22 protein-coding genes are annotated in these 23,598 nt (G+C 60.2%); 7 read left to right on the top strand and 15 right to left on the bottom strand.

Annotation, left to right across the window (positions count from 1 at the left end):
* Positions 1-117: 117 nt before the first annotated feature.
* From PG879_RS06495 to queF, 6 genes are all read right to left on the bottom strand, one after another.
* Positions 118-1,125, bottom strand: coding sequence for an isocitrate dehydrogenase (locus PG879_RS06495; RefSeq protein WP_210601685.1), 1,008 nt, complete (start codon positions 1,123-1,125; stop codon positions 118-120).
* A 142-nt stretch (positions 1,126-1,267) separates the two neighbouring features.
* Entirely contained in the window at positions 1,268-2,065 is a 798-nt protein-coding gene (xni, locus tag PG879_RS06500) for a flap endonuclease Xni (RefSeq protein WP_042015872.1), read from the bottom strand.
* Positions 2,066-2,187: 122 nt separating this feature from the next.
* A complete protein-coding gene (ppnN, locus tag PG879_RS06505) occupies positions 2,188-3,543 on the bottom strand; it encodes a nucleotide 5'-monophosphate nucleosidase PpnN (protein ID WP_010673382.1) in 1,356 nt (451 codons plus the stop codon).
* Positions 3,544-3,701: 158 nt separating this feature from the next.
* Positions 3,702-5,303 carry a GGDEF domain-containing protein gene (locus tag PG879_RS06510; RefSeq protein WP_210601684.1) on the bottom strand — a complete coding sequence of 534 codons (1,602 nt, stop codon included), beginning with the start codon at positions 5,301-5,303 and terminating at the stop codon, positions 3,702-3,704.
* Positions 5,304-5,388: 85 nt separating this feature from the next.
* Positions 5,389-7,659, bottom strand: a complete 2,271-nt coding sequence (locus PG879_RS06515; protein WP_210601683.1) for a hypothetical protein — start codon at positions 7,657-7,659, stop codon at positions 5,389-5,391.
* A gap of 116 nt (positions 7,660-7,775) precedes the next feature.
* Positions 7,776-8,624, bottom strand: a complete 849-nt coding sequence (queF, locus tag PG879_RS06520) for an NADPH-dependent 7-cyano-7-deazaguanine reductase QueF (protein WP_048208179.1) — start codon at positions 8,622-8,624, stop codon at positions 7,776-7,778.
* A gap of 105 nt (positions 8,625-8,729) precedes the next feature.
* Here queF and syd point away from each other — a divergent pair, with 105 nt between their 5' ends.
* Positions 8,730-9,278, top strand: coding sequence for a SecY-interacting protein (gene syd / locus PG879_RS06525; protein WP_109113045.1), 549 nt, complete (start codon positions 8,730-8,732; stop codon positions 9,276-9,278).
* 73 nt (positions 9,279-9,351) lie between these two features.
* Here the strand turns inward: syd and PG879_RS06530 are convergent, their stop codons facing one another.
* From PG879_RS06530 to PG879_RS06550, 5 genes are all read right to left on the bottom strand, one after another.
* Complete coding sequence (locus tag PG879_RS06530) at positions 9,352-10,137, bottom strand: Zn-ribbon-containing protein (protein ID WP_270829924.1); 786 nt, start codon at positions 10,135-10,137, stop codon at positions 9,352-9,354.
* Between the two features lie 9 nt (positions 10,138-10,146).
* Positions 10,147-10,452 (bottom strand): DNA-binding protein, encoded by a 306-nt coding sequence (locus PG879_RS06535; RefSeq protein WP_048208177.1) that lies wholly within the window; start codon positions 10,450-10,452, stop codon positions 10,147-10,149.
* A 158-nt stretch (positions 10,453-10,610) separates the two neighbouring features.
* Positions 10,611-10,847: a DUF2789 domain-containing protein gene (locus PG879_RS06540; protein ID WP_010673389.1), complete on the bottom strand. Its 237-nt coding sequence runs from the start codon at positions 10,845-10,847 to the stop codon at positions 10,611-10,613.
* Positions 10,848-10,906: 59 nt separating this feature from the next.
* On the bottom strand, positions 10,907-11,203 hold the full coding sequence (locus PG879_RS06545; RefSeq protein WP_039039421.1) for a DUF3301 domain-containing protein: 297 nt from the start codon (positions 11,201-11,203) through the stop codon (positions 10,907-10,909).
* Between the two features lie 68 nt (positions 11,204-11,271).
* Positions 11,272-12,300 carry a DUF3549 family protein gene (locus PG879_RS06550; protein WP_049636270.1) on the bottom strand — a complete coding sequence of 343 codons (1,029 nt, stop codon included), beginning with the start codon at positions 12,298-12,300 and terminating at the stop codon, positions 11,272-11,274.
* Positions 12,301-12,497: 197 nt separating this feature from the next.
* On the opposite strand from PG879_RS06550, the gene PG879_RS06555 reads away from it, so the two are divergent.
* The 3 genes from PG879_RS06555 to PG879_RS06565 all read left to right on the top strand — a co-directional run bounded on the left by PG879_RS06555 (position 12,498) and on the right by PG879_RS06565 (position 14,234).
* On the top strand, positions 12,498-12,833 hold the full coding sequence (locus PG879_RS06555; RefSeq protein WP_041211288.1) for a YqcC family protein: 336 nt from the start codon (positions 12,498-12,500) through the stop codon (positions 12,831-12,833).
* On the top strand, positions 12,833-13,609 hold the full coding sequence (truC, locus tag PG879_RS06560) for a tRNA pseudouridine(65) synthase TruC (RefSeq protein ID WP_324046314.1): 777 nt from the start codon (positions 12,833-12,835) through the stop codon (positions 13,607-13,609). The genes PG879_RS06555 and truC overlap by 1 nt, the downstream gene beginning before the upstream one ends.
* A 184-nt stretch (positions 13,610-13,793) precedes the next feature.
* Positions 13,794-14,234: a flavodoxin gene (locus tag PG879_RS06565; RefSeq protein ID WP_041211289.1), complete on the top strand. Its 441-nt coding sequence runs from the start codon at positions 13,794-13,796 to the stop codon at positions 14,232-14,234.
* Positions 14,235-14,305: 71 nt separating this feature from the next.
* On the opposite strand, the gene PG879_RS06570 is transcribed toward PG879_RS06565, so the two are convergent.
* Positions 14,306-14,446 carry a hypothetical protein gene (locus tag PG879_RS06570; protein ID WP_155488369.1) on the bottom strand — a complete coding sequence of 47 codons (141 nt, stop codon included), beginning with the start codon at positions 14,444-14,446 and terminating at the stop codon, positions 14,306-14,308.
* Between the two features lie 315 nt (positions 14,447-14,761).
* Here PG879_RS06570 and PG879_RS06575 point away from each other — a divergent pair, with 315 nt between their 5' ends.
* The 3 genes from PG879_RS06575 (at position 14,762) to ptsG (ending at position 19,125) form a co-directional block, all read left to right on the top strand.
* Positions 14,762-16,084 carry a maltoporin gene (locus PG879_RS06575; protein ID WP_119197404.1) on the top strand — a complete coding sequence of 441 codons (1,323 nt, stop codon included), beginning with the start codon at positions 14,762-14,764 and terminating at the stop codon, positions 16,082-16,084.
* A gap of 90 nt (positions 16,085-16,174) precedes the next feature.
* On the top strand, positions 16,175-17,149 hold the full coding sequence (locus tag PG879_RS06580; protein ID WP_042015533.1) for a MalM family protein: 975 nt from the start codon (positions 16,175-16,177) through the stop codon (positions 17,147-17,149).
* A gap of 542 nt (positions 17,150-17,691) precedes the next feature.
* Positions 17,692-19,125 carry a PTS glucose transporter subunit IIBC gene (gene ptsG / locus PG879_RS06585; protein WP_010673398.1) on the top strand — a complete coding sequence of 478 codons (1,434 nt, stop codon included), beginning with the start codon at positions 17,692-17,694 and terminating at the stop codon, positions 19,123-19,125.
* A gap of 163 nt (positions 19,126-19,288) precedes the next feature.
* Here ptsG and PG879_RS06590 read toward each other — a convergent pair whose 3' ends face one another.
* The 3 genes from PG879_RS06590 to glnD all read right to left on the bottom strand — a co-directional run bounded on the left by PG879_RS06590 (position 19,289) and on the right by glnD (position 23,596).
* Positions 19,289-19,672, bottom strand: a complete 384-nt coding sequence (locus PG879_RS06590) for a DUF3461 family protein (RefSeq protein WP_039039426.1) — start codon at positions 19,670-19,672, stop codon at positions 19,289-19,291.
* Positions 19,673-19,947: 275 nt separating this feature from the next.
* Positions 19,948-20,775: a 2,3,4,5-tetrahydropyridine-2,6-dicarboxylate N-succinyltransferase gene (gene dapD / locus PG879_RS06595; RefSeq protein ID WP_010673400.1), complete on the bottom strand. Its 828-nt coding sequence runs from the start codon at positions 20,773-20,775 to the stop codon at positions 19,948-19,950.
* A 178-nt stretch (positions 20,776-20,953) separates the two neighbouring features.
* The gene (gene glnD, locus PG879_RS06600) at positions 20,954-23,596 is read right to left on the bottom strand and encodes a bifunctional uridylyltransferase/uridylyl-removing protein GlnD (protein ID WP_210601681.1); all 2,643 of its coding nucleotides are present in this window, start codon (positions 23,594-23,596) and stop codon (positions 20,954-20,956) included.
* Between the last annotated feature and the right edge of the window lie 2 nt (positions 23,597-23,598).

The raw sequence follows: 23,598 nt of genomic DNA on the forward strand, positions 1-23,598 counted from the left end.
GGATCTCCTTATCCCTCATATCAACATAGTATTCATCTGGCGAGGGAGGTAGGGAGGCGTTGGCATAAAACAAAGGGAGCCGAAGCTCCCTTTTAAAATCATATGGTTGGACTCTATTTATAGACGGTCGATGATGGCCTGGGTGAATTCGCTGGTGGACGCAGTGCCCCCCAGGTCACGGGTCACCCGATCACCGGACTCGATGGTCGCCCGCACGGCCTCGCGAATGCGCTCCGCCTTGTCCTGCATGCCGAGATATTCCAGCATCTGGATGGAGGCGAGGATCACCGAGGTGGGGTTGGCGATGTTCTTGCCGGCGATGTCCGGCGCAGAGCCGTGTACCGCTTCGAAGATGGCGGCCCCTTCACCGATGTTGGCGCCCGGCGCCATGCCCAGCCCCCCCACCAGACCGGCACAGAGATCCGAGAGAATGTCGCCGAACAGGTTGGTGGTGACCATCACATCGAAGCGCTCCGGGTACATCACCAGGTTCATGCAGGCGGCGTCGACGATCATCTCCTCGTTCTGGATGTCCGGGTAGCGGGTCGCGACCTGACGGGCCACTTCCAGGAACAGGCCGGAGGTGGACTTGAGGATGTTGGCCTTGTGGATGATGGTGACCTTCTTGCGTCCTTCCTGGCGCGCCAGCTCGAAGGCGAAGGTGACGATGCGCTCGGCCCCTTCCCGGGTGATGATGCTCATCGCCTCGGCGCTCTGGTTGTCATCGCTGCGCTTCTGGCCGGCACCGGAGTACATGCCTTCGGTGTTCTCGCGCACCGTGATGATGTCGATGTTGTCGTAACGGCTCTTGGTGCCCTTGAAGGAGAGGACGGGGCGCACGTTGGCGTAGAGATTGAACTTCTTGCGCAGGGAGACGTTGATGGAGGTGAAGCCGCCGCCGACCGGAGTGGTGAGCGGGCCTTTCAGACTGACTTTGTTCTTCTCGATCAGGTCGAGGGTGGCCTGGGGCAGCAGCTCGCCATGTTTTTCCAGGGCTACCAGACCGGCGTCTGCGTATTCGTAGTCGAAGTCACAACCCGCGTGGGTCAGGATCTGGATGGCGGATTCGATGATGCTGGGGCCGATGCCGTCGCCCGGGATGACGGTAATCTTTCTTTTTGACATGAGGCGTATCCACTTCTAGGGAACAGAGGGGGAGGATTCGTCGGCTTTATACCATTTTTGCACCACATCCTCCATGTTTCTTTACATTTTACCCATTTATGTCAACAGGTACGGCCTGTCTTGGGAAATGGTGTGCTGGGGATCACGCCCCGGCATCAGGGACGGGAGGGTAGCGGATCTCCCGCAGGTTGAACCCGAGCGGGATATCGTGCTGCAGCCGGACCAGGCGTTGGGCCAGCAGGGCCTCTTCCCGGTGCTGGCGCAGCTTGAGCAGGGGTCTGGTGGCCTCCTCCCGCTCGCAGGCCTCCAGCATGGCAGCCAGGTCCCCGTATTGCTGCAGCAACTGGGTGGCGGTCTTGGGGCCGATGCCGGGCACCCCCTTGATGTTGGAGCCGCCGATACCGGTCAGGGCCCAGAAGTCCACAAGCTGGGTCGGTGTAACGCCGTACTGCTGCTGGACGAAGGCGGCATCCAGCCAGCGTTTGTTGAAGTAATCCCGCACCCGGATCTGCGGGCAGATGAGCTGGCAGAACCCCTTGTCGGTGGAGATGATGGTGGCGCTGGCGCCGTGCTGGGCAATGCCGCTTGCCAGGGTGGCGATGAGATCGTCCGCCTCGTCGGTCTGGGAGAGCAGGGCATCCACACCGCACTCCCAGAAGGCGTCCTGCAGGTCGGCAAGCCCTTCCCTCAGCTCATCCGGCATGGGGGTGCGGCCCTCCTTGTAGGGGGGATAGAGCGTCTTGCGCCAGCTGTGGACCTCACCGTCAAAGACCGCGATGGCGTGGGTCGGCTCGCTGGCTGCCAGGAGCTTCTTGCAGGTGTTGATGAGGTTGGCTCGGGTGGCGAGCAGGGCCTGGGCCGGGGTCAGTCCCTGCTGGCTCTGCACCGCGTGCAGTCGGCGGATGAGGTTGAGGGCATCGATGATGAGCAGGTGTGGCATGGGGCACTCCGGGCGTCGGGGAGTGCCATTGTAACAATGGTGGCGTCTCCTGCTAACCCCGTAGAAGACCAGTCAATGAAAGAGGGGCCCATGGGCCCCTCCGGTGCATTGTGGTGTCCCGGCTATTTGACTATCTCGTAGCAGGGAACGTACTGGCTGCCCGGCAGCTTCATGCGCTGCTGCTTGACGAAGCTTTCCAGCAACCTGTCCATCAGGTGCATCAGCTCCTTGTCGCCGTGCAGCTTGAAGGGACCCTTCTTCTCGATGGCCCTGATGCCCCCTTCCTTGACGTTGCCTGCGACGATGCCTGAGAAGGCGCGGCGCAGGTTGGCTGCCAGCAGCTGGGGTGGCTGGTTGCGATGCAGATCCAGGCTGGCCATGCTGGCGTGATCCGGCTCGAACGGCAGCTGGAACTCGGGCTCGATCCGCAGGGACCAGTTGAAGGAGTAGGCATCTCCCACCGACTTGCGGTATTCGCGGATCTTCGGCATCGCCTCCTTCATCACGCGGGCCACCTCGGGCGCATCGCCGATGATGATCCGGTAGAGACTGGTGGCGGCTTCCCCCAGGGTCGCCTTGACGAAGTCGTCGATGGCGCGGAAGTAGTCGGCGCTCTCTTTCGGGCCGGTCAGCACGATGGGGATGGGTTGGCGATCGTTGGCCGGGTGCATCATGATGCCGAGCAGGTAGAGCAGCTCCTCGGCAGTGCCGACCCCGCCCGGGAAGATGATGATGCCGTGACCCAGACGCACGAAGGCTTCCAGCCGCTTCTCGATGTCCGGCAGGATCACCAGCTCGTTGACGATGGGGTTCGGCGGTTCGGCGGCGATGATGGAAGGCTCGGTGAGACCGATGTAACGGCCGTTGCGCACCCGCTGCTTGGCGTGGCCGACGGCGGCCCCCTTCATGGGGCCCTCCATGGCACCCGGACCGCAGCCGGTACAGATGTTGAGCTCGCGCAGACCCAGCTCGCTACCCACTGCCCGGGTGTACTGGTATTCCACCTCGTTGATGGAGTGGCCGCCCCAGCAGACCACCAGGTTGGGATCGGCGCCGGGCAGAATCGCCTTGGCGTTGCGCAGGATGGCGAACACCACGTTGGAGATATGGGTGGAGCTGGTCAGGTTGACCAGACGATTGGACTCGAGCTGGGTCGACACATAGAGAATGTCCCGCAGCACGGAGAACAGGTGCTCCTGGATGCCGCGGATGATCTCGCCGTCGACGAAGGCGTGCTCGGGGGCGTTGAACAGCTCGAGCTTGACCCCGCGCTCGCGCCGGATCACGTGAATATCGAAGGATTTGAAACGTTCCAGTATCTCTTTGGAACTGTCGGTATGGCTGCCGGAGTTGAGGACCGCCAGCGAGCAGTTGCGAAACAGTTGATAGATATCGCTGGAGGCCGTCTGCTTGAGGCGATCCACCTCGAGCTGGGACAGCAGGTCCATGCTGCCCACGGGATTGATGTGTGTAATCATAATTTCCCCTTTCACTCGCTTGTTATCGTTGTGCTTTCCCTGGGGAGAAAACGGGATGCTTTGGCATCCCTCGGGTTCGATAGTAGAGGCAAGGGGGTGGGCAGGGGAATAGGGGGACTGTGCGTTTGCCGCTTTTTTAGCCGCCCCTCAAAGCGGATTCAGGCGAGATTGACCTGATCCCGGCCGGAGTGCTTGGAACTGTAAAGCGCCTTGTCGGCGCGCTCGAACGCATCCGTGGTATGGTCGCCGGTCCGAAACAGGGTGGCACCGATGGAGATGGTGATCTCGACCCTGGCATCGCGAAAGCGGAACGGGATGCTCTTGATGGTCTGACGCAGCTTCTCCAGCGGCTTCTGGTACTTGTCCGGATTGATGTTCGGCAGCAGGACCACGAACTCCTCACCGCCAAAGCGGGCGATGAAGTCGGTGTCGCGCAAGGCGTTCTGCAGGGCCTTGGCAACCACCTTCAATGCCTTGTCGCCGGCCATGTGGCCGTAATTGTCATTGATGTGCTTGAAGTGGTCGATGTCGATGATGGCCAGGCACAGGGGGGTGCCATAGCGTAGCCAGCGTTTGTATTCGAGCTCGAGCCGCTCGTCCAGGGCCGCCCGGTTGTGTACCTGGGTCAGGCTGTCGAGGAAGAGCTTGTGTTTCTGGATGCTGAGCCGCTTCTTGTACTCGGCGGTCTCGTCCTTCATCAACCTGAGCTTGGCTTCCATGTTGGAGAGGTGGGTGAGCAGGTGGCGCTCGCGGTTGGCCATCTCCTCCCGCTCCTGCTGCAGCCGGCGGATGGTGTCCAGATGCCCAGAAATGGCGCCCCTGAGTATCTGTGGCGAGTCATGGGCTGCCATGGCGCGATCGATGGCGGCGAGTTCCCGCTCCAGCGCCTGTCCGCTGAGATGGGCGGCATTTTGCAGCGCCCGCCCTTCATCCAGGGATTCGGTAAAGCTGTAATGGACCGAGGAGAGACTCTCGTTCAGGGTGCTGAGAAACGCCTGGGAGGCTTTGCGCTCTTCCCGGGTACCCTCGATGATGAGTTCGATGATCTGCAGGCAGACTTCGGCCAGCAGGGCAGGGGTGATGCCCCCGAGCAACTGGCGGCGGATGTCTGCGAGGCTCTCGCCCACGGCGCCGGCAAAGTCGAGCTCGGTGATGAGACGCTGCAACTCGTCTGAAATCTGGGCATGTGCCTTGATGTCAAAGGAGTCGGTAGGGGCCGGGCTGGAGAGCTCGGTGGGGATCTCCGCCGAAGGGGGGATCAGCGGCTTGCGCGGCAGCAGCTGGATCTTGATCGCCTGCTGGTAGAACTCCAGCAGCCGGATCACCTTCTTCTGGTGATCGCCGATGCCGTAACTCTCCGGGCTGGCGAGAAACTCCTTGAGGGCGCGGCGGGTATCTTCCGGAAACCCCTTGATGGTTTTGAGCTGTTTGCTGCCGAGATCGATGGCTGCCCGGGTCAGGCTGATGGACTCTTCCATGGTGTGGCTGTGCTGCTGCAACAGCTTCTCGATGGCGATCAGATCGGCATCGATGGAGGTGAGCGGAGGGTTGCCTTCAAGTTTCTGCTTGAGCTTGGCGAGCCGGTTGTCGAGCTCGCGATCGTGGCCGCGACAGGCTTGCATCAACTTGCCGATGAACTGGATACTGCGGGTGCGTTCGGCATCGGAGAAGCTCGCCATGCCGTCAAGCTCCTGCTGTTTCTGCTGGAGGGATTCCCTGAGTCTTGCCAGTTGTCCTGTTACGGCAGCCATATCATTCATTCTTCAGGTCGCCCTGTTGTCATTATCGTTTTTGTTTCGTCCAGCAACAGAAAGCCAATCAAAGACCCCGTTGAGTACCTTTTTGTCAAGGATTGTCCGCAACCTTCATCCGTGAAAGCGCAAGCCAGTTAACCCATTGCTTTTCATGAGAAGAATTTACTTTTACCAGTCCCTTGTCAATTGCCATCAAGCAGCATTGCCACACATCTCCGTTAAAAAATGCGGCCTGCTGGCAATCGATGGCGGCCAGCTCAAGCCAGACGCTCTGCTGGTATTTTTCGCTGAGCTGAATGGCTCCCGAGAGGGCCAGGTAGCAGAGATCGAACAGGCCGTGGTGATCGAGGGCCATGGCCGCCTTGGGCAGGAAGGGATGACTGACGATGCCGAGGCTGATGCGCCTGTCCAGCGGGTGCTCGCAGGGGAAGGCTGCCAGGGTGTCGAGCAGGGTCTGGGCCAGCTGATGCAACTGGGCCACGTGGCGCTGGGGCACCACATAGAGCAGGTGACCTTCGCGCAGGTCGTAGATGCGGCCATCCTGCGGGGTCAGTTCGTTGACGTAACGGCCGAAGGCCTGCTCTATCTCGCGGCTGACCTGATAGCCGTGCTGCTCCAGGCTGTTGATCAGGAAGGGAACCCGGAACAGCAGGTAGTGCAGCTTGTCGTCAAATTCGCTGGTGGGGCGTTCGCTCAGGTACCAGCGCTCGGATTTTTGCTGGCGCTTTGCCATCTCCCGCGGCCAGCGGCTCATCAGTCGCTGCCAGTTGGCCAGGCCGCTGCGCGGCTCTACCAGCAGGGCCTCTCCCAGCTGTTTGGCATGAAGGCGCGCGACCCGCAGTTTCAGCCAGAGGGTGAAGAACAGATAGATGAAGAGTGCCAGCAGCAGCCCGGTGCTGACGCTGGTCCAGAGGTATCGCTCCTGCTGGTGCTGGCTGACGTCGAGTTGCTGTTCCAGCTCCTTGACCTGTTGCACCCGCTCCACCTGGGCGTAGTTGTCGCGCACCGCCTCCTGCTCCAGCGCCAGCTGTTGCTGGCGAACCAGTTCGCTGCGCTGGTGGTAATTCTTGTAGCTCTCCAGGGCCTGCTGGAGGTAACCCTTCTGCTCATAGGCGACGGAGAGCAGGCGGAAGATCTCGAACTGGCGCCGGATGTCCCCAATCCGGTTGGCCAGGGTGAGGGCGTTCTCCAACTGCAGGATGGCGATGCCCGCCTCCTGCTGCTTGAGGTGCAGCTCTCCCAGCAACAGCAGGGTGTCGATGAGCGACTCCTTGTCATCCCCCAGCTCATGGGACTGGCGTGCGGCGTTCAGGTAGTTTCGCGCCAGGTTGAGGTTGCCGGTCTGCAGGTAGGTCTTGCCTATCTCGAACTTGAGATGGGCGATGCGGGTACGGTTGCTGCTCTCGTCCAGCAGGTCGAGGGCATTGAAGAAATAGACCAGCGCCATGTTCATCTCGCCCTGATCCCGGTTGAGACGGGCGAGCACGATCAGGGCGTCGCTCAGCATGGAGGAATTGCCGAGGGCATGAAAATAGTTGGCCGCCTCGCTGGCGTATTGCAGCGCTTTTTGTGGCTCCTGCTCTTCCTGATAGAGGCTGACCATCTGGTTCGAAAGCAGGCCGAGGAAGAGGGGATCCTGCAGGGGCTTGGCTTGCTGTTGTGCTTCGATGTACTCCCCCAGTGCAAGCTGGGGCTGACCCAGAGCCTGATAGAGATCCCCGCCCACTGCGCTGGTCCAGGCCCTGGCCAGAGGGTGTTTGGCGTGATCCGCCCATTTGCGGGTCTCGGCCAGCTGCTGCTTGGCGAGATCGAATTGCCGCTCCTCTATGCTGGCGTTGACGCGCAGCAGGCGGCTGTAGACCTGCAACTGGCTCTCCTTGAGGTCGGGATTGGCCAGCAGTTTGTCGAGTTTGTCGAGCAGGGGGGCCGCGGCGCCATGGGTATGCTGTTGCAGGTTGCGGCTTCTAACCAGCAGATAGAGCCCATGGGCCTGCAGCTCGAACTGCTGCTCTTTCTCGGCCATGGCGATGCCCTGCTCGAAGGACTCCTGTGCCTGGGCGAACTGCCCTAGCTGCTGCAGACACTCCCCCTTGAGCAGATAGGCGCCCGTGGTCTGGGTGGCGGTACCGTAGTTCAGCATCGGCTCGCGATAGCCGTACTCCTGACGGTTGCTGATGATCTGCTTGGGATTGTTGGCCGTGCGTTCGAGGAAGGAGGTGGCAATCTGGGCACATCTGGCGGGATCGGTCAGCACCAGGGTCTGGGCCTGCTGCAGGTCGATGGACAACTGCTCCTTGGCCAGATCCAGATCAGGAGCCGACAGGGAGGACATCATCATTGCCAGAAAAAACAGTTGATTCATTGGATTAAGAACGGCACGGAGGTGCAGGCATGTTATCCAAGCCCACCCCCGCCCGTCCAGAGTTTACTGAGGTGATGCGCAGCGGGCCGCAGCCCGCAGGATGGCGGCGCCGGTGATTACTGGCGAATGAGGCGCAGGTTCGCCGGAACCGGCTCCCAGTCGCTGCGGAAAGGGTTGATGTCCAGGCCGCCGCGGCGGGTGTAACGGGCATGGACGGTCAGTTGTTCCGGGGCGCAGAAGTGTTTGAGATCGGTAAAGATGCGCTCGATGCACTGCTCGTGGAACTCGTTGTGCTGGCGGAACGAGATGAGGTAGCGCAACAGCTTCTCCCGGTCGAGGCGCGGGCCGCGATAGTGGATCACCACGGATCCCCAGTCCGGCTGGCTGGTCACAAGGCAGTTGGACTTGAGCAGGTGGCTGTGCAGGGTCTCCTCCACGATCTCGCGACCGGCGGCTCCTTGCAGCAGGGTCTCGTCAAACTCGTAGCCATCCACCTCGATATCCAGGTTGTCGATGCACTCACCGGGCAGCTGGGCTATCTGGTGGGGGGCCTGGTCGAGGGTGAAGAGGGTGACGCTCACCGGGGCACCAGCGCAGCCACTCAGATCCTGAACCAGCAGCGCTTGCACTGCCTCCAGGGAGTCGCAGCGGGTCTGGTTGAAGGAGTTCAGGTAAAGCTTGAACGACTTGGACTCGATGAGATTCGGGCTGGTGGCCGGCACAAAGACCTCCCCGATGGCAACCACGGGCTTGCCTTTGGCATTGAGCCAGGAGAGTTCATACAGGGTCCAGACGTCGCACCCCTGGAACGGCAGTTCACCTCTCAGGCCAAGATCGTCGCGGTTCAGGCTGCGTGGCACGGGCTGCAGCAGACTCGGGGTGTACTGGCTGATGTAGGCGGACTGCTGCCCCAGGCTCAGGCCTTGCAGCGCACTGGCGCCGGCGTATCTCTCTTGTTTGCTCATGCTGGTTTGCTCACGCTTGTCTGATAAGGGGTTTGATGGTGCAATGGCCCGATTTTTCGATCAGGTACTTGCGGCCATCAGAGGCCGCTATTGTGGGGAATATCGATGTCGGATCAAGTCCTGTCTGCCCTGGAGCAGTTCTTTTTACGCTGGCAGCGCGATGGCGAAGGAAGGCGGGGGCTGCCCCTGTGCGACTGGGAGGCCGATTGGCGCTCTCCTTGCGAGCTGGATGAACCCAGGGAGGGGCGGGTCGCCTGGCGTCCGTTCCAGCGGGAGCAGGCAGCCGACTTCACGGCCATGGCGAACGCCCTGGAGCTGACCCTGCATCCCAGCGCCATCGCCCTGTTTGGCCACTGGTTCAGCCGCCCTCTGTCCTGCTCTTTCAAGGGGTTGCGCATCGAACTCATCCTGCCGTGGAACGATGCCGATCTGGATCTGCTCAAGGAGAACCTCATCGGCCACCTGCTGATGCTGCGCAAGTTGAAGCGATCCCCTTCACTCTTCATTGCCACGACCCGCAACGAGATGACGCTGGTCTCCCTCGATAACGAGAGCGGCCAGGTGTGGCTGGAGTGGCTGGACTCCGGGCGGCGCCTGACGCTGGCCTCCTCGTTGCCGGCCTTTCTGGCGCGACTGGAAACCTTGCCCCAGTGATGCCCCAAAAGAGAGGGCCTTGCCACCTGGCAAGGCCCTCTCTTTTTAATGCGCCATTGTGCGCGGTGGGCACCTACTCCTTGAAGTCCCAGGAGAGGTTGGAGACCAGCCTGCAAGGCTCGCACCTGAAGTCGAAGATCTCGTGCAGGGGGGCGGCCAGCGCCCATGGGCCACCACAGCCAGGGCAGGGGCGAGCCCGCTCTTCGGTAGTGCTCAGGCCACCTACCCGGTAGAGATAGTAATAGGTGGGGATGCCGCTCAGGAGCTCCAGCCGTCTGGCGTGATCGCTGCCCCGGCGATGAAGGCGGCTGCCCACCTCGCCGATTTCGTGCAGGGCGGCGTGCTCGGCGATGGAGCCGTTCATCTGCAACTGATCGCAGGCCTCCCAATCTTCCTGCCACTTGATGATCTGCTTGTGGTCACCGTTGGCGACGGCGGGCAGCCGATAGAGCGGGATGGGGGCGAAGTGATCGCCACAGCGCAGGGGAGAGCAACTGTGCAGGAAGCTGGTGTAGAGCAGCATCCAGCTGGGACGCTCCCCCTGCTCTGCGCACGGGTCCGTGCTGTCCGAGAGCAGATCCGCCCCTTGCAGGTGGAGTTTGGGGGCGAGCAGGCCCGCCTGGTGCAGACCTTGCTCGGCAAGGGCGACCAGCTCGCTCTGGTTGTCAGGGTGCAGGCTGTCCTGCTCCGGGCAGACCACCCGACTGACGAAATAGCCTTCGTGCATGCTGGTGGGAAACTCCCGCCCCAGGATCTGCCCCTGATAGCGCAACATGTCGAGGTAGTGGACAATGGCCCGCTCTGCCTCCCCGAGGGAGGTATCGCGGTAGCACTCAAAGGTGAGTTCGAGGATATACATGGCGATGGGTCAATCCGGCTTCTGGTTGAGCAGCAGGTCGGTGAGGCGATCGACCTTCTGCTCCAGCCGGGCGAGCTGTTCGCTCAGTTGCTGAAGAGTGACGCGTTCCGTGGCCAAGGGGGATGCCTCGGGGGCACTGGCGGGGGCGGGCGCTGTCGACGCGGGCTGGGGTTGTTGTTTCCACTGGCTCAACACCTTGAGCAGCTCGGCCATGGGCACGGGATGGCTGAGGCGGGCCTTGACCATGGCGGTAGAGGGGGTGATTCCCCTGGCACTGAGTTCGTTGGCTATCTGGATGATCTCTTGGGCTGACATCTTGGCTCCTGCACGGCCGTCTTGCTGCGGGTGGATAGTGGCACAGAGCTTAATCAAAGCCTGTCCATCAGGAAAGCGGAGCGAAGGGCGTGGGTGGCGAGAGGGAGGGGATTGGCGGCTCCGCGTCGACCCAACGCTGGCCGCCGGGAGTGGGGGGATCAGGTCCCCTGGCGCAGCATCACATCCAGCTGGTCGATGGCTTCCGCCCAGTCGGCGTCGTGGCTGAGGGCATCGCGCAGAAAGTCTGCCTGGGAAGGCGTCCAGAACGGCGCGTCGGGCAACTGGGTATGGCGATCGATGGGATGGTCGCGGATAAAACGCTGCTGGCTGATGTCGTCACTGGCCAGCCCCAGCTGGGCAAACAGGGCGGCCATGTCATGGGTGAGCAATTCCATGTCGGTACTCCTTGGAAGGGGGCTGTGGAAGAGTATAGCCAGCCCCCGTGCTCTCAAATCTAGGAGGGGAGACGATGGGGTGGCAGTTCGACACCGGCGACATGCAGCCCCTGCATGCAGAGCTGCCCCTGATAATGGCTCTCTCCGTCGCTGGAGAACTCGAACTGGTAGTAGGTGAGCAGGCGCAGGGGCTTGTGCCCCAGGGCACGGTGTGTCCGCGCCAGCGACAGCAGTTGCAGGTCGTGGTGCTGGCAGTAGCGGCGCATGTATTGCCAAGCCAACTCCGCCTGGCGGCGCTGTTGCCAGAAGGCCCAGCCAACGAGGCCGAGCAGCAAGATCCCAAGCATTTCTCCCATCAGCGGGTTCCTTCTGTGATGTGTGTGGGGCCCTGTTCACCTCAGGCAACAGGGCCGTTGTGTCGGGCCTAGGTGGCAGCGAACAGGCGACCGATGGCCAGACCCAGGGCCTCGCTGCGTTCGGGGTCACGCAGTTTTGCCAGCATATCATTGCGCAATGCCGGTAGCGTGACGAGCTCGGCAAATACCTGGTTGAAGAACTGGGTGGGTTGCAGGGCGAGCTGCTCCAGAAACAGGCCGAGCAGTTCGGGGTGTTTCAGATCGGGCCAGAGGCGGCCAGCGATGGCGAGGAGCAGGGAGGGGCTTGGCCGGGTTTGCAGCAGGGTCAGCAGCTTGTTGGTGCGCAGTCCGTTGCCCGGGCAGGAGGCCAGTGCCCGGCACAGATAGGCCAGGGTTTCGGGGTCAGGCTCGGCGCACTCCTGCTCCTTGCCGATGCGCTCCAGCAATGCGCCTTGCAGGGCAGGAGGCAGGGGGGCGTTCTCCAGGCTCTGGCACAGTGCGTAGAGGGGGGCCTGCGGCAGTACGGGCAAGGCCTTGCAGACCAGTGCCAGGTTGCGTTCAACCTGCAGCTGCTCCGCGAGATCTGCAAACCCTTGCAGTCCCAGGGCCTGCCACCCCTCTTCCCCCGGCGCCGCCAGATAGTGGCAGAGGGCCTCGTAGTAAGCGGAAGGGGCTTGTTCCAGCTGGCGGGCCAGCTTGGCGTGCACACTGGCCATCTTGGCCTCGGCCGGACGGAAGGTGTAGGGGTTGTCCGCCAGACGCTGGGCCTTCTCTTCGTCCAGTTCACCGGTGAGCTTGTAGCCCAGAGTCTCTACCACCTGATCCATGAAATGCTTGGGGCCGCTGGAGATGAGCAGGCCGCGTTCATCAAGGGCGAACTTGAGGAACCAGAGGTAGTGCCTGGATTCGGTCGGCTGGAAGAAGTGCACGCCGAGCCAGGCGTGCTGCTGCAACGGCCAGGGGTAGGGCTCCTGCTGCTGCTCGATGCGCACGAAGAGGTCGCTGGGGAGCGGGCGCACCTGGCGGCCCAGATCGAACAGCTGGAACTGGGTATCGGCCTGGGTCAGAAACTCGGTCAGGGTGTTGATGGAAGACATGAAGAGATCCCGCTTGAAGATAATGCGGGCGATTATAAGGGGGCTGCACCAGATAGCCAGAGGCGGTGATGCAGGGGATGAAGGTGACGGTAACATGGCAGCCATTGCGGGGTCGGTGTATAGTAGCGCCCCTTTTTGATGGCCGTATTGAGTGGGGCCCCGTCGCAGACCGGGCCCGCGATGAGGAAGTGAGCGAGATGAATCAATATCTGCTGGTTGCCGGTCTGCTGGGAGAGCTGACTGCCGAGTTGCAACGTCTGGAACGCTGGCAAGCCGACCATCCGGGGAGCGAGGCGCTGGCAAGCGAGCTGCCGTTTTGTGTCGATACCCTGAGTTTCGATCAATGGCTGCAGTTCGTGCTGATCCCGCGCATGGAGCAGCTAGTGGTGCAGCAGGCTCCGCTGCCGACCAGCGTCTCCCTTTATCCCATGGCGAGTGAGGTCTATAAAGAGGAGCTGGCGGAGGTCGAGGCCCTGCTTCGTCTGATCGCCCGTTTCGATCTGCTGCTCTCCGGCAAAGTGGTCGAACAATGATGGACGAGCAGACCCGGACAGCGGATGCCTTGCAGCCGACTCTGCTCTATCAGGATGACTGGCTGGTGGCGGTGAACAAACCGTCCGGTCTCCTGGTGCACCGCAGTTGGCTCGACAAGGCCGAGACCCGTTTCGCCATGCAGATGACCCGGGATCTGATCGGGGGTCGTCATGTCTACCCCGTGCACCGACTGGACAGGCCCACTTCGGGTGTGCTGCTGTTTGCTCTCGATCCTGCCGTGGCCCGTACCCTGACCGAGGCCTTTGCTGCCCGTCAGGTCCACAAGGAGTACCTGGCACTGGTGCGGGGATGGGCCCCCGAAGAGGGGCTCATCGACTATCCGCTCAAGGAGCAGCTGGACAAGATTGCCGATGCCTTCAGCGACCCGGATCGCCCCGCCCAGGAGGCGGTGACCGCGTTTCGTCGTCTGCATCAGGTCGAGCTGCCCTTCGCCGTCTCCAAGAAGCATCCCACCAGTCGCTACAGCCTGGTCCGCCTCTTTCCCAAGACGGGGCGCAAGCACCAGCTGCGCCGCCATCTGGATCACCTGTTCCACCCCATCGTCGGTGATACCACCCACGGGGATGGCCGACACAACCGCTTCTTTCGCGAGCACTACGGGTGCGACCGCCTGCTGCTGATCGCGCACCGTCTGAGCTTCGAGCATCCGGTGCTCAAGGTGCCGATGCGGATCCAGGCGCCCCTGGGCCCCGAGGTGCTGGGTCTGTTCGCCCGTCTGGGCTGGCCTGCCAGCGAGCAAGACTACGGCGCCTGAGCCTCTTTCCATCTGTTGCCTCTGACCGGGCTGTGGCATGCTGTAACCTAGGTACGTCAGAGGAATGACTTATGGCTCAACGAGATATCGCCTGCGCAATCGCGTACCCCCCGCCTGTTCAGGGGGGCTCTTCCTACCCATCCCGGTCTTGCCGGGCCCAATGTCTGTCCCTGAGGAGTCGCTGATGGCCGAGATCGACATCCTGGTCGGCACCGTCTACGGCTCTGCCATGCTGGTGGCCGAGACCCTCTGTGACCACCTGCAAGCCGATGGCCATGTCTGCCAGATCTTCGATGACGCGGCGCTGACCGACATCGATGCCTCCCGCTTTCTGCTCATCGTGACCGCCACCACGGGGCAGGGGGATATACCGCCCAATTTGCAGTCCTTTGCCAGTGCTCTGGCCGATCGTGCTCCTTATATGAAGGGATGGCGCTATGCCCTCATCGCCATGGGAGACAGCAGCTATGAACACTTCTGCGGAGCGGGGCGATCGCTGGATGCCCTGTTGCAGGAGCTGGCTGCCGAGCCACTGGTTGTGCACCTGGAAATCGATGCGACGGTAGAAGATGAGCCTGAAGTGGCGGCGCTGGCCTGGTTGAAAACCTGGGAAAATAGACTGTAGCCAGACCCTTCTCCCCGAGAATAAATTCACCTCCGTGAGTGTGCTATCGGGGGTGTTTTATTTTTGGGGCGTCACGCCTCAGCCCCCAAATATATCCTCTCTTTCGTCCGGTTATTTTTCTCGCCAATGATGATAAGCGATTGGCCATATTCATCATCAACCACGACAAATTGAAAAATTAAAAGTTCCGCATTGAAAGCGATTTCAGTCATGTTTTTGCTACTGCGACATGGATTTATCACTTAACTCTCGTTGCAAATTAATATTTGAAAGCGCTTTCTTTAGTTATTGTTTTTATTTTTTGTGCTTATCTTGGGTGGTTGGTGCCAAAAAATGAAAATTCATTGACATTTTGTGGCTTTGGCTGTCGGTGGCGTGCGATTTGTCATCGTTTTGTGAATCAGCTCATGTTTGCAGGGAATTTGGGTACCTATAATCGACCTCGGTTATCACCAAAACGTTTTTCCGGTGATAAGAACTTGAATATCAGGATCACACTCCTCTCAGCGGGAATAAGGAAAATGAAAATGAAAGCAAAGTGGCTCCCGATCGCTGCAGCAGTAACCGCAGCCCTGGCTTCCCAAGCCGCCTTCGCCGTTGATTTCCACGGCTACTTCCGTTCCGGTGTCGGTGTTTCCGGTGACGGGGACATGGTCAAATACAACGTCAACAAGGTTGGTCGTCTGGGTAACGAAAATGATACCTACGGCGAAGTCCAGCTGGGTCAGGAAGTCTTCAACAAAGATGGCAAGACTTTCTACGTAGACTCCATGTTCGCCATGGCGTCCAACGGCTCCAACGACTGGGAAGGTACCGGCACCGTCTGTAACTTCGATGCCAAGCAGTGCAACGGCGACTCCGACTTCGCCCTGCGTCAGTTCAACGTGCAAGCCAAGGGGCTGCTGGGCTTCGCGCCGGAAGCCACCCTGTGGGCCGGTAAGCGTTTCTACCAACGTCACGACATCCACATCTCTGACTTCTACTACTGGAACATCTCCGGTGCCGGCGCCGGTATCGAAGGCATCCAGGCTGGTCCTGGCAAGCTCTCCCTGGCCTGGGTCCGAAACGACCGCAGCGCGGGTGATGTCTTCGGTCAGTACACCCAGACTGGTGTAGATGGCAACGGTGATCCGGTTTACCAGAAGAACGAAGATCTGAACGTCAACACCCTGGACGTGCGTTATGCCGGCATCCCGCTGTGGCAGGACGGCTCTCTGGAAGTGGGCGCCATGTATGCCCTGGTCAATGAGACCGACGCCCAGAAAGATCTGAAGAACGACAACATGAAGAACGGCGTCATGCTGACTGCCGAACTGACTCAAGGCATCTTCGGTGGCTTCAACAAGACCGTGCTGCAGTACGGTACCGAAGGCTACTCCAAGACCATGGCCTTCTACGGTGACGGTTCCTGGTATGGTGCCGAAGCCAAAGCCGGTGCCGATGGCTACCGTATCATCAACTGGGGCGTCATCCCGATGGGCAACTCCTGGGAGATGGGTCACCAGCTGGTCTACGGGGTAGGCAACGAGATGTGGAACGGCAACGACAAGTACGAAACCATGTCTGTCGTCGCTCGCCCGATGTACAAGTGGGATGACTTCAACAAGACCATCTTCGAAGGCGGCTACTTCCAGGACAAGAGCAAGTCCACTTCCGGTACCACCGACAAAGATGGCGCTTACAAGCTGACCCTGGCTCAGGCCTGGTCTGCCGGCTCCAGCTTCTGGGCCCGTCCGGAAATCCGCGTGTTCGCCACCTACCTGAAGAACACCGAAGACCAGAACGCCTTTGAAGGCAACACCTCCAAAGACACCTATCAGGTTGGCGTACAAGCAGAAGCCTGGTGGTAAGCAATATCTTCAGTTAAGTTAGTCACTGCCCCCTTATGGGGGCAGTTTTGTTTCGCATGATGTGGCAACCGGGTTATGGAGATAAGAAGAATGAAACTGGTAAAGATGTCTATCGCGGCCATGGTTACCGCGCTGCTGGCCGGTTGTTCCGGTAGCATGGTGGTGCCCGTGCAGGAGCACGCCTCCATTCTGAGTAATGCCGATCAGGCCAAGCAGGCGCTCTCCCAGGCAACCAGTTGTTGCACAGGGTTCAACGAATTCAATTATGTCTCCCTGCCGGAAGGCGAGACGCTGCTGGCCATCGACGGCAAGCAGCCCAGTTATCAGTTTGACGAGGGCATGAGCTATTTTGCCGCCTATCGTCTGCCGGCCAATACCGGCAATCTGGCCATCACCCTGGCCTCCCAGGTCAGCAAGACGGTCCTGGTTCCCAAGGTGATCATGCTGGATGCCCAGTTCAAGGTGACTCGCGTGCTGGGTGAGTCGGTCTTTGCCTATCAACCAGCCCACTTGCTCGACAACGACAGGATTGAGGGGCGTGTGTTTGTGGACCGCAGCATGCCGGGCAATCCCGCCACTGAAACCTATATGGTGGTCTATGCGCCAGCCAACGAGACGGCGGGCAGCACCACCATCTTGCACCCCGCCAAAGCCTTTGCCCGTGCCAACGGCACGGTCGAGCCGGATATCAAGGACCCCGTGATCCCCCATTCGCCCTGGGGTCTGGTACAGATCAAGGTCACGGACATGGCCAAGGGACAAGGCCTGGAAGCCGTGTTCAAGCCTGAATACGCCGACAAGGTGGCGATGAGCCAGGCCAAGCCTGCTACCACTGCCGTGGCTGCGACGGCGGCCACCACGGCAGCCGTTGCCGCAGCGCCGAGCAAACCGGCTCCCGCCATGCTGAGCGAGACCGAGAGCTTCTACAACGCCCAGATCGAGAAAGCGGTGAAGGCCGGTGACATCGACAAGGCGATGCAACTCGTGAATGAAGCCGAGCGTGCAGGTTCAACCAAGGCGAAATCGGTCTTTATTGATGCAGTGAAACGTTCACAGAAGAACTAAGGAAGGTGCGAATAAGTCATATGGCACGAGAGCATTTACTGGTAACCCATTGATATTAAATGACTAAAATTTTCATTTTTTGTTCTTGGGATACTTGTTCGCACTTTCCCTAAATATCTCGGTTTATTAAAATCGATATTTATTGGAGGCCTCCCTTGTTGGAGGCCTTTTTAATCGGTAGACTGGATAATATAAATCCGCAATAAGTTACATTTTGTTACGGTGGGTATTGTTCAGTATTATTTGGTTTCTTTGTGATTTATTTTGAAGTGGTTTATTTCTTTTTGCGGCGAAGCTATAACAATGCGAAATAATATTCAAGATAGTCCCCTCTCTGCTTATTTATTATCTTGTGATCTCTCCTCCAAATTTATTATTCCCTTGTTTCCGACAGAGGCATTTCCACCCCCGCTGGGTTATATTCTGCTGGTCAAAATAAGCAACCCGGGAAACTCACTTGGCGCAGTGACGGATGAAGAACATCGTCATCAATAAACTGCCCTGAGTCGTTGTCGGAAAAAAATCCATTCAGGAGCGCACACATGTTAAAAAATGCTTTCTCTAATCTGCAAAAGGTCGGTAAGGCGCTGATGCTGCCCGTATCGGTCTTGCCCGTTGCAGGTATTCTGCTGGGGGTGGGGGCTGCCCACTTCAGCTGGTTGCCGGAAATCGTCTCCCAACTGATGGAGCAGGCCGGTGGTTCCGTATTCGGCCAGATGGCTCTGCTGTTCGCCGTGGGCGTCGCCCTTGGCTTCACCAATAACGACGGTGTGTCCGGCCTGTCCGCCATCGTCGGCTACGGCATCATGACCGCCACCCTGACTGTGATGGCGCCTGTGATGGGTGTCGAGAAGATCGATACCGGTGTGCTGGGTGGTATCCTCGCCGGTGGCGTGGCTGCCTGGGCGTTCAACCGCTTCTACAAGATCCAGCTGCCAGAGTACCTTGGCTTCTTCGCCGGCAAGCGCGCCGTGCCCATCATCACCGGTTTCGTTTCCATCGGTCTGGGTGTCGTGCTCTCCTTCATCTGGCCGCCGATTGGTGGTGCCATCGGTGCCTTCTCCGACTGGGCTGCCAACCAGAACCCGGTCCTGGCATTCGGCATCTACGGCGTGGTTGAGCGCTCCCTGATCCCGTTCGGTCTGCACCACATCTGGAACGTGCCGTTCTTCTATCAGGCTGGTACTTGCGTCAACGCCGCCGGTGAAACCGTACACGGCATCATGACCTGCTTCCTGACTGCTGATGACGCTTCCCGTGCTGCCGGCAACGGCTTCGGTCAGCTGGCGGGTGGCTACCTGTTCAAGATGTTCGGTCTGCCTGCTGCCGCGTTTGCCATTGCGCACTCCGCCAAGCCGGAAAACCGCGCCAAGATCGTAGGTATCATGGCTTCTGCTGCCCTGACCTCCTTCCTGACCGGTATCACCGAGCCTATCGAATTCTCCTTCCTGTTCGTGGCCCCGGTACTGTACGCCATCCACGCTCTGCTGGCCGGTCTGGCATACGTGCTGACCAACATGCTGGGTGTCGTTCACGGTCACACCTTCTCCAACGGCTTCATCGACTTCGTGGTGCAATCTCCGCGTGCCGACAACATGCTGCTGCTGGTGGGTCTGGGTCTGGTCTACGCAGTCATCTACTACGTGGTCTTCACCGTGGTCATCCGTGCCATGAACCTGAAAACCCCGGGTCGTGAAGACGAAGCTGCCCAAGAGTCCTCTGCCGGTCAAAGCAAGGACGAGATGTCTGCTGCACTGGTCTCCGCCTTCGGTGGCAAAGAGAACATCGCCTCTCTGGACGCCTGCATCACCCGTCTGCGTGTCGGTGTGAAGGATGTGGCCAAGGTTGACCAGGCTGGTCTGAAGAAGCTGGGCGCCGCCGGTGTGGTGGTGGCTGGTTCCGGTGTACAAGCCATCTTCGGCACCAAGTCCGACAACCTGAAAACTGAAATGGACATCTGGATGAAGAGCAACTGATTGTCGCTCCGATATCCGAGTTCCGAAAAGGGAGGCGCAAGCCTCCCTTTTTGCTGGGTTGCGTTTGGTGGCGGGACATGTGCGGGGGCTTTCCTGACGGCGCCAGCATGGTGTGACCCAATGAAAAAGGCGCCCCTGGGCGCCTTTGCTGCATCAGACCGGCTTAAAGCTTTTCGAGATCCCGTTCTATCTCGCTGATCTTGTTCTGCACCACCTTTTCCAGATGACGCAAGTCGCGCAGTATTTTCTGCTTGATGTCCGGATCGGCGGAAGGCTGGCCGCCCTGGGTCAGATTGTCCAGCTCATCCACCACGTATTTGAGGTTGGCGTTGATCTCGGTGACATCTTTGTACTCATGGGTCCCCGAGTCGACCAGCATGGTCTTGCGCTGGCGAGGGTATTTGAATTTGACGCTCTTGGCGAAGAATTCACCCTTCTGCTTCTTGAAATAGATCTTGAGGATGTCGTGGTTGGCTTCCTGGCGCAGGGTGTAGCTGTCCACCGAGGTGGGTTCCTGGATCCCCAGGCTCTTGAGATTCTCGTACATCGGGCTTCCTTGGTTTGAAACGATCCTGACCCCTCTATCTTACCCGAGTCCGGACGCCTTGCCTGTGACAGGCGCGCCAAATTCAAATTGGTGTCAAAAAGGTCTTTTTTAATCAGCGAGCCAAGGGGGAGGGGTGAACGCCTTGTCAGCACTGCCATAAGCGGTATCGTCTCATGGGGGTGTGCAGTGCTGGTGGGGCAGGAGAGTTGGCGTCCACCCATGAGAGCGGGCATGAAAAAGGGCACCAGAGGTGCCCTTGATGACATCGGCGTGGATTACTCGTCGATGGAGCGCAGCAGGGCGTTGATGCCGACCTTGGCGCGGGTCTTGGCATCCACCTTCTTGACGATGACGGCGGCGTAGAGGCTGTACTTGCCGCACTTGGAGGGCAGGGAGCCGGAAACGACCACGGAGCCGGCCGGGACTCGGCCGTAGTGGATTTCGCCGGTTTCGCGGTCATAGATGCGGGTGGACTGGCCGATGAAGACCCCCATGGAGATGACGGAGCCTTCCTCGACGATCACCCCTTCCACCACTTCGGAACGGGCACCGATGAAGCAGTTGTCTTCGATGATGGTCGGGTTGGCCTGCAGTGGCTCCAGTACGCCGCCGATGCCGACGCCGCCGGAGAGGTGCACGTTCTTGCCGATCTGGGCGCAGGAGCCCACGGTGGCCCAGGTGTCGACCATGGTGCCTTCATCGACGAAGGCGCCGATGTTGACGTAGGAGGGCATCAGCACGGTGTTCGGGGCGATGAAGGAGCCTTTGCGCGCGGTCGCGGGCGGCACGACGCGTACACCGGCAGCCTTGAACTGCTCTTCGGTGTAGTTGGAGAACTTCAGGGGAACCTTGTCGTAGTACTGGGCATCGTCGCCCTTGATGATGCCGTTGTCGTTGATGCGGAAGGAGAGCAGCACGGCCTTCTTCAGCCACTGGTGGACGACCCACTCGCCGGCAATCTTCTCGGCAACCCGTGCTTTGCCGGAGTCCAGCAGGTCGATGGCTTCCAGAATGGCGGCCTTGGTGGCGGCATCGACGGAGCCGGGGGTGATGGAGTCACGGCGCTCGAAGGCCGCTTCGATGGTCTGTTGCAACTGGGTCATGACAGGTTTCCTTTATAAAATTCTGTTTGTTGTATCACACTTTTCCAATCGTTTTTAAGGGCTCTCGCCGATTTCTTCAGAATCAGGGCGATTTATTGTACTTGAGTGGTCCAACCATTTGTTCTGATTGAGGAATCAATACGTCAAAAAGCCTCTTTCGAGGCTTCATCCGAGCGTGTCAGGCACTCTCGCCAACCGGTTCCTGGGGGTTGAGCTGATTGACCAGCCTCTCCTCGAGGGCCTGTTGCTCCTCCGGGTTCAGCGGCTCTCCGGTCAGGGTGGTGAGGCTGAAGAAGTCCTCCACCCGCTCACCGATGGTGGTGATCTTGGCGGCATGGAGGGAGAGGCCGCACTGCTGGAACACGGCACCGATACGGGCCAATAGGCCCGGAGTGTCTAGGGCCGTCAGCTCCAGCAGGGTGTGGCGGTTTTCCCCCTTGTGGGGCAGGAAGACCACCCTGGTCGGCACGCTGAACTGGCGGTGGCGTCTAGACAGGGGCTTGCTGCGCAGGACCAGCTTGCCCGGCTCCTGAAGGGCTTTCTCCAGCGCCTTCTTGATGGTGGCGGTACGGTTGGGGCTGATGGGCTCGCCGTTCGGTTCCAGCACGATGAAGGTGTCGAGCACATAGTCGTTGCGCGAATTCATGATCTGGGCGTCGTGGATGCTGAGGTTCTTCTGATCCAGTGCCGAAGCCACGGTGGCAAAGAGGTTGGGGGTATCGCGGCAATAGATGAACACCTCGCTACCGCCCCGTATGGGATGCTTGCCGATGAGCACCAGGGGGGCCGGGTTGTCACCGTGGGCGATGATCTTGCGGCAGTGCCAGGCGATCTGCTCCGGGCTGTGGCGCAGGAAGTAATCGGCCTTGAAGTCGTTCCAGAGGGCGGTGACCGCCTCCTGTGGCACCTCGCGCTGGGTCAGGATCTGCCTGGCCTGGCGCTGGTTTTCACGGATCTTGAGGCGCATGTCCGGCGGGTTTTCCAACCCCTGGCGCAGGGCCTTTTGGGTGGCGAAGTAGAGTTCGCGCAGCAGGGTGCCCTTCCAGTCGTTCCACAGACTGTCGTTGGTGGCACAGATGTCGGCCACGGTCAGGCAATAGAGCAGGTCGAGGTGCAATTCATCCCGCACCTTCTGGGCGAAGTCGGTGACCACGTCCGGGTCGTAGATGTCGCGGCGCTGGGCGGTGACCGACATCAGCAGATGGTGGCGCACCAGCCAGGCGACCAGTCGGCTCTCGTAGCGATCCAGCCCGTGCAACTGGCAAAATTCCAGCGCATCCACGGCCCCGAGTTCGGAATGATCGCCACGCCTGCCCTTGGCGATGTCGTGGAAGAGGGCGGCGATGCTGAGCAGCTCGGGCTTGCGCAACTGGGTGAACACCTCGTGGCAGAGCGGGTGAGTCTGGCGGCTGGCTGGATTCGGGAAGCGATGGATGTTCTGCAGCAGCCGATGGGTGTGCTCGTCCACCGTGTAGGCGTGGAACATGTCGAACTGCATCTGGCCGACGATGAGGTTCCACTGGGGCAGGTAGGCCGCGAGGATCCCGTACTTGTGCATCAGGGTGAGCGGCTGGCCGATGCCGTTGGGGTGGCGCAGGAGCGCCATGAAGAGACGGCGGCACTCGGGTAGATCTTGCAGCCAGCAGTTGAGGGTGCGTCTGGCCTCGCGCAACTGGCGCAAGGTGGCGGAGTGGATGCCGGCGATCTCCGGGTGCTGGGCTATCTGGTAGAAGAGTCGCAGGATGGCGGCAGGATCCCGGCCGAACAGCTCGGAGTCCACCGCATCGATGAGGTGGCCGCGCAGCTGGAATTCGTCGCTGATGCGGCGCACGTCCATGGCGGTGTTGCCGAGAATGGCCTCGTCAAACAGTTGCAGCAGCATCTCGTTGAGCTCGGCCACCCGCCGCACCGTCTGGTAGAAGCGCTTCATCATCTGCTCGACCGGGCCGTTTCCTTCCCCCTCGAACCCCAGCATCTGGGCCACGGTACGCTGGCGGTCGAACAAGAGGCGGTTATCCCCCTTGTTGATGGCCATGTGCAGGGCGAAGCGCACCTTCCACAGGAAGTTCTGGCAGTCGAGCAATTCCCGGTACTCGGCCCGGTTGAGAAAACCGTGGCTGGTCATCTCGAACAGGGTGGTGGCGCCGAAGTGGCGGCGGGCGACCCAGGCCAGGGTCTGGATGTCGCGAAGCCCCCCGGGATTGTTCTTGAGATCCGGCTCCAGCTTGTAGGCGGTGCCGAGAAACTGCTGGTGGCGCAGGGCCTGCTCTTCGCGTTTGGCACGAAAGAAGGCTTCGCTCGGCCAGAAGTGCTGGGGCTGGGTGGCCGCCTGCAACTGCTCGAATCCCGCCAGGCGACCCGTGATGTAACGGGCCTCGATGAGGTTGGTGGCAACCGTGATGTCGTTGCGGCCCTGCTCGATGCACTCGGCCACGTTGCGCACCGACTGCCCTACTTCCAGCTTGAGATCCCACAAGAGGGTGATGAACTCGCCGATGCGAAGCCCCAGCACCTCGTCCAGTTCATCTCCTTCGTAGAGGATCAGCAGGTCGATATCGGAGTGGGGATGGAGTTCGCCGCGGCCATAGCCGCCTACCGCGATCAGGGTGAGCTCGGTCCTGTCGAAGCCGAACTTGTGCCAGAGCCTGGTCAGCAGCGCGTCCATGTATTCGGAGCGGGTGGCCACTAGTTCGATGATGTTGTCACCGGCGTCGAAGCGCTCGTGCAGCCAGGCGAGAAAGCGGCTCAGGTACTCCTTGCAGTTGTCACGGGTGAGCTGATCGTCTGGGAGCAGATGGGGAGAAAGCAGGCTGGCATCCATGG

This window comes from Aeromonas sp. QDB63 (assembly GCF_027707425.1).
In the GTDB taxonomy this organism is placed as follows: domain Bacteria; phylum Pseudomonadota; class Gammaproteobacteria; order Enterobacterales; family Aeromonadaceae; genus Aeromonas; species Aeromonas caviae.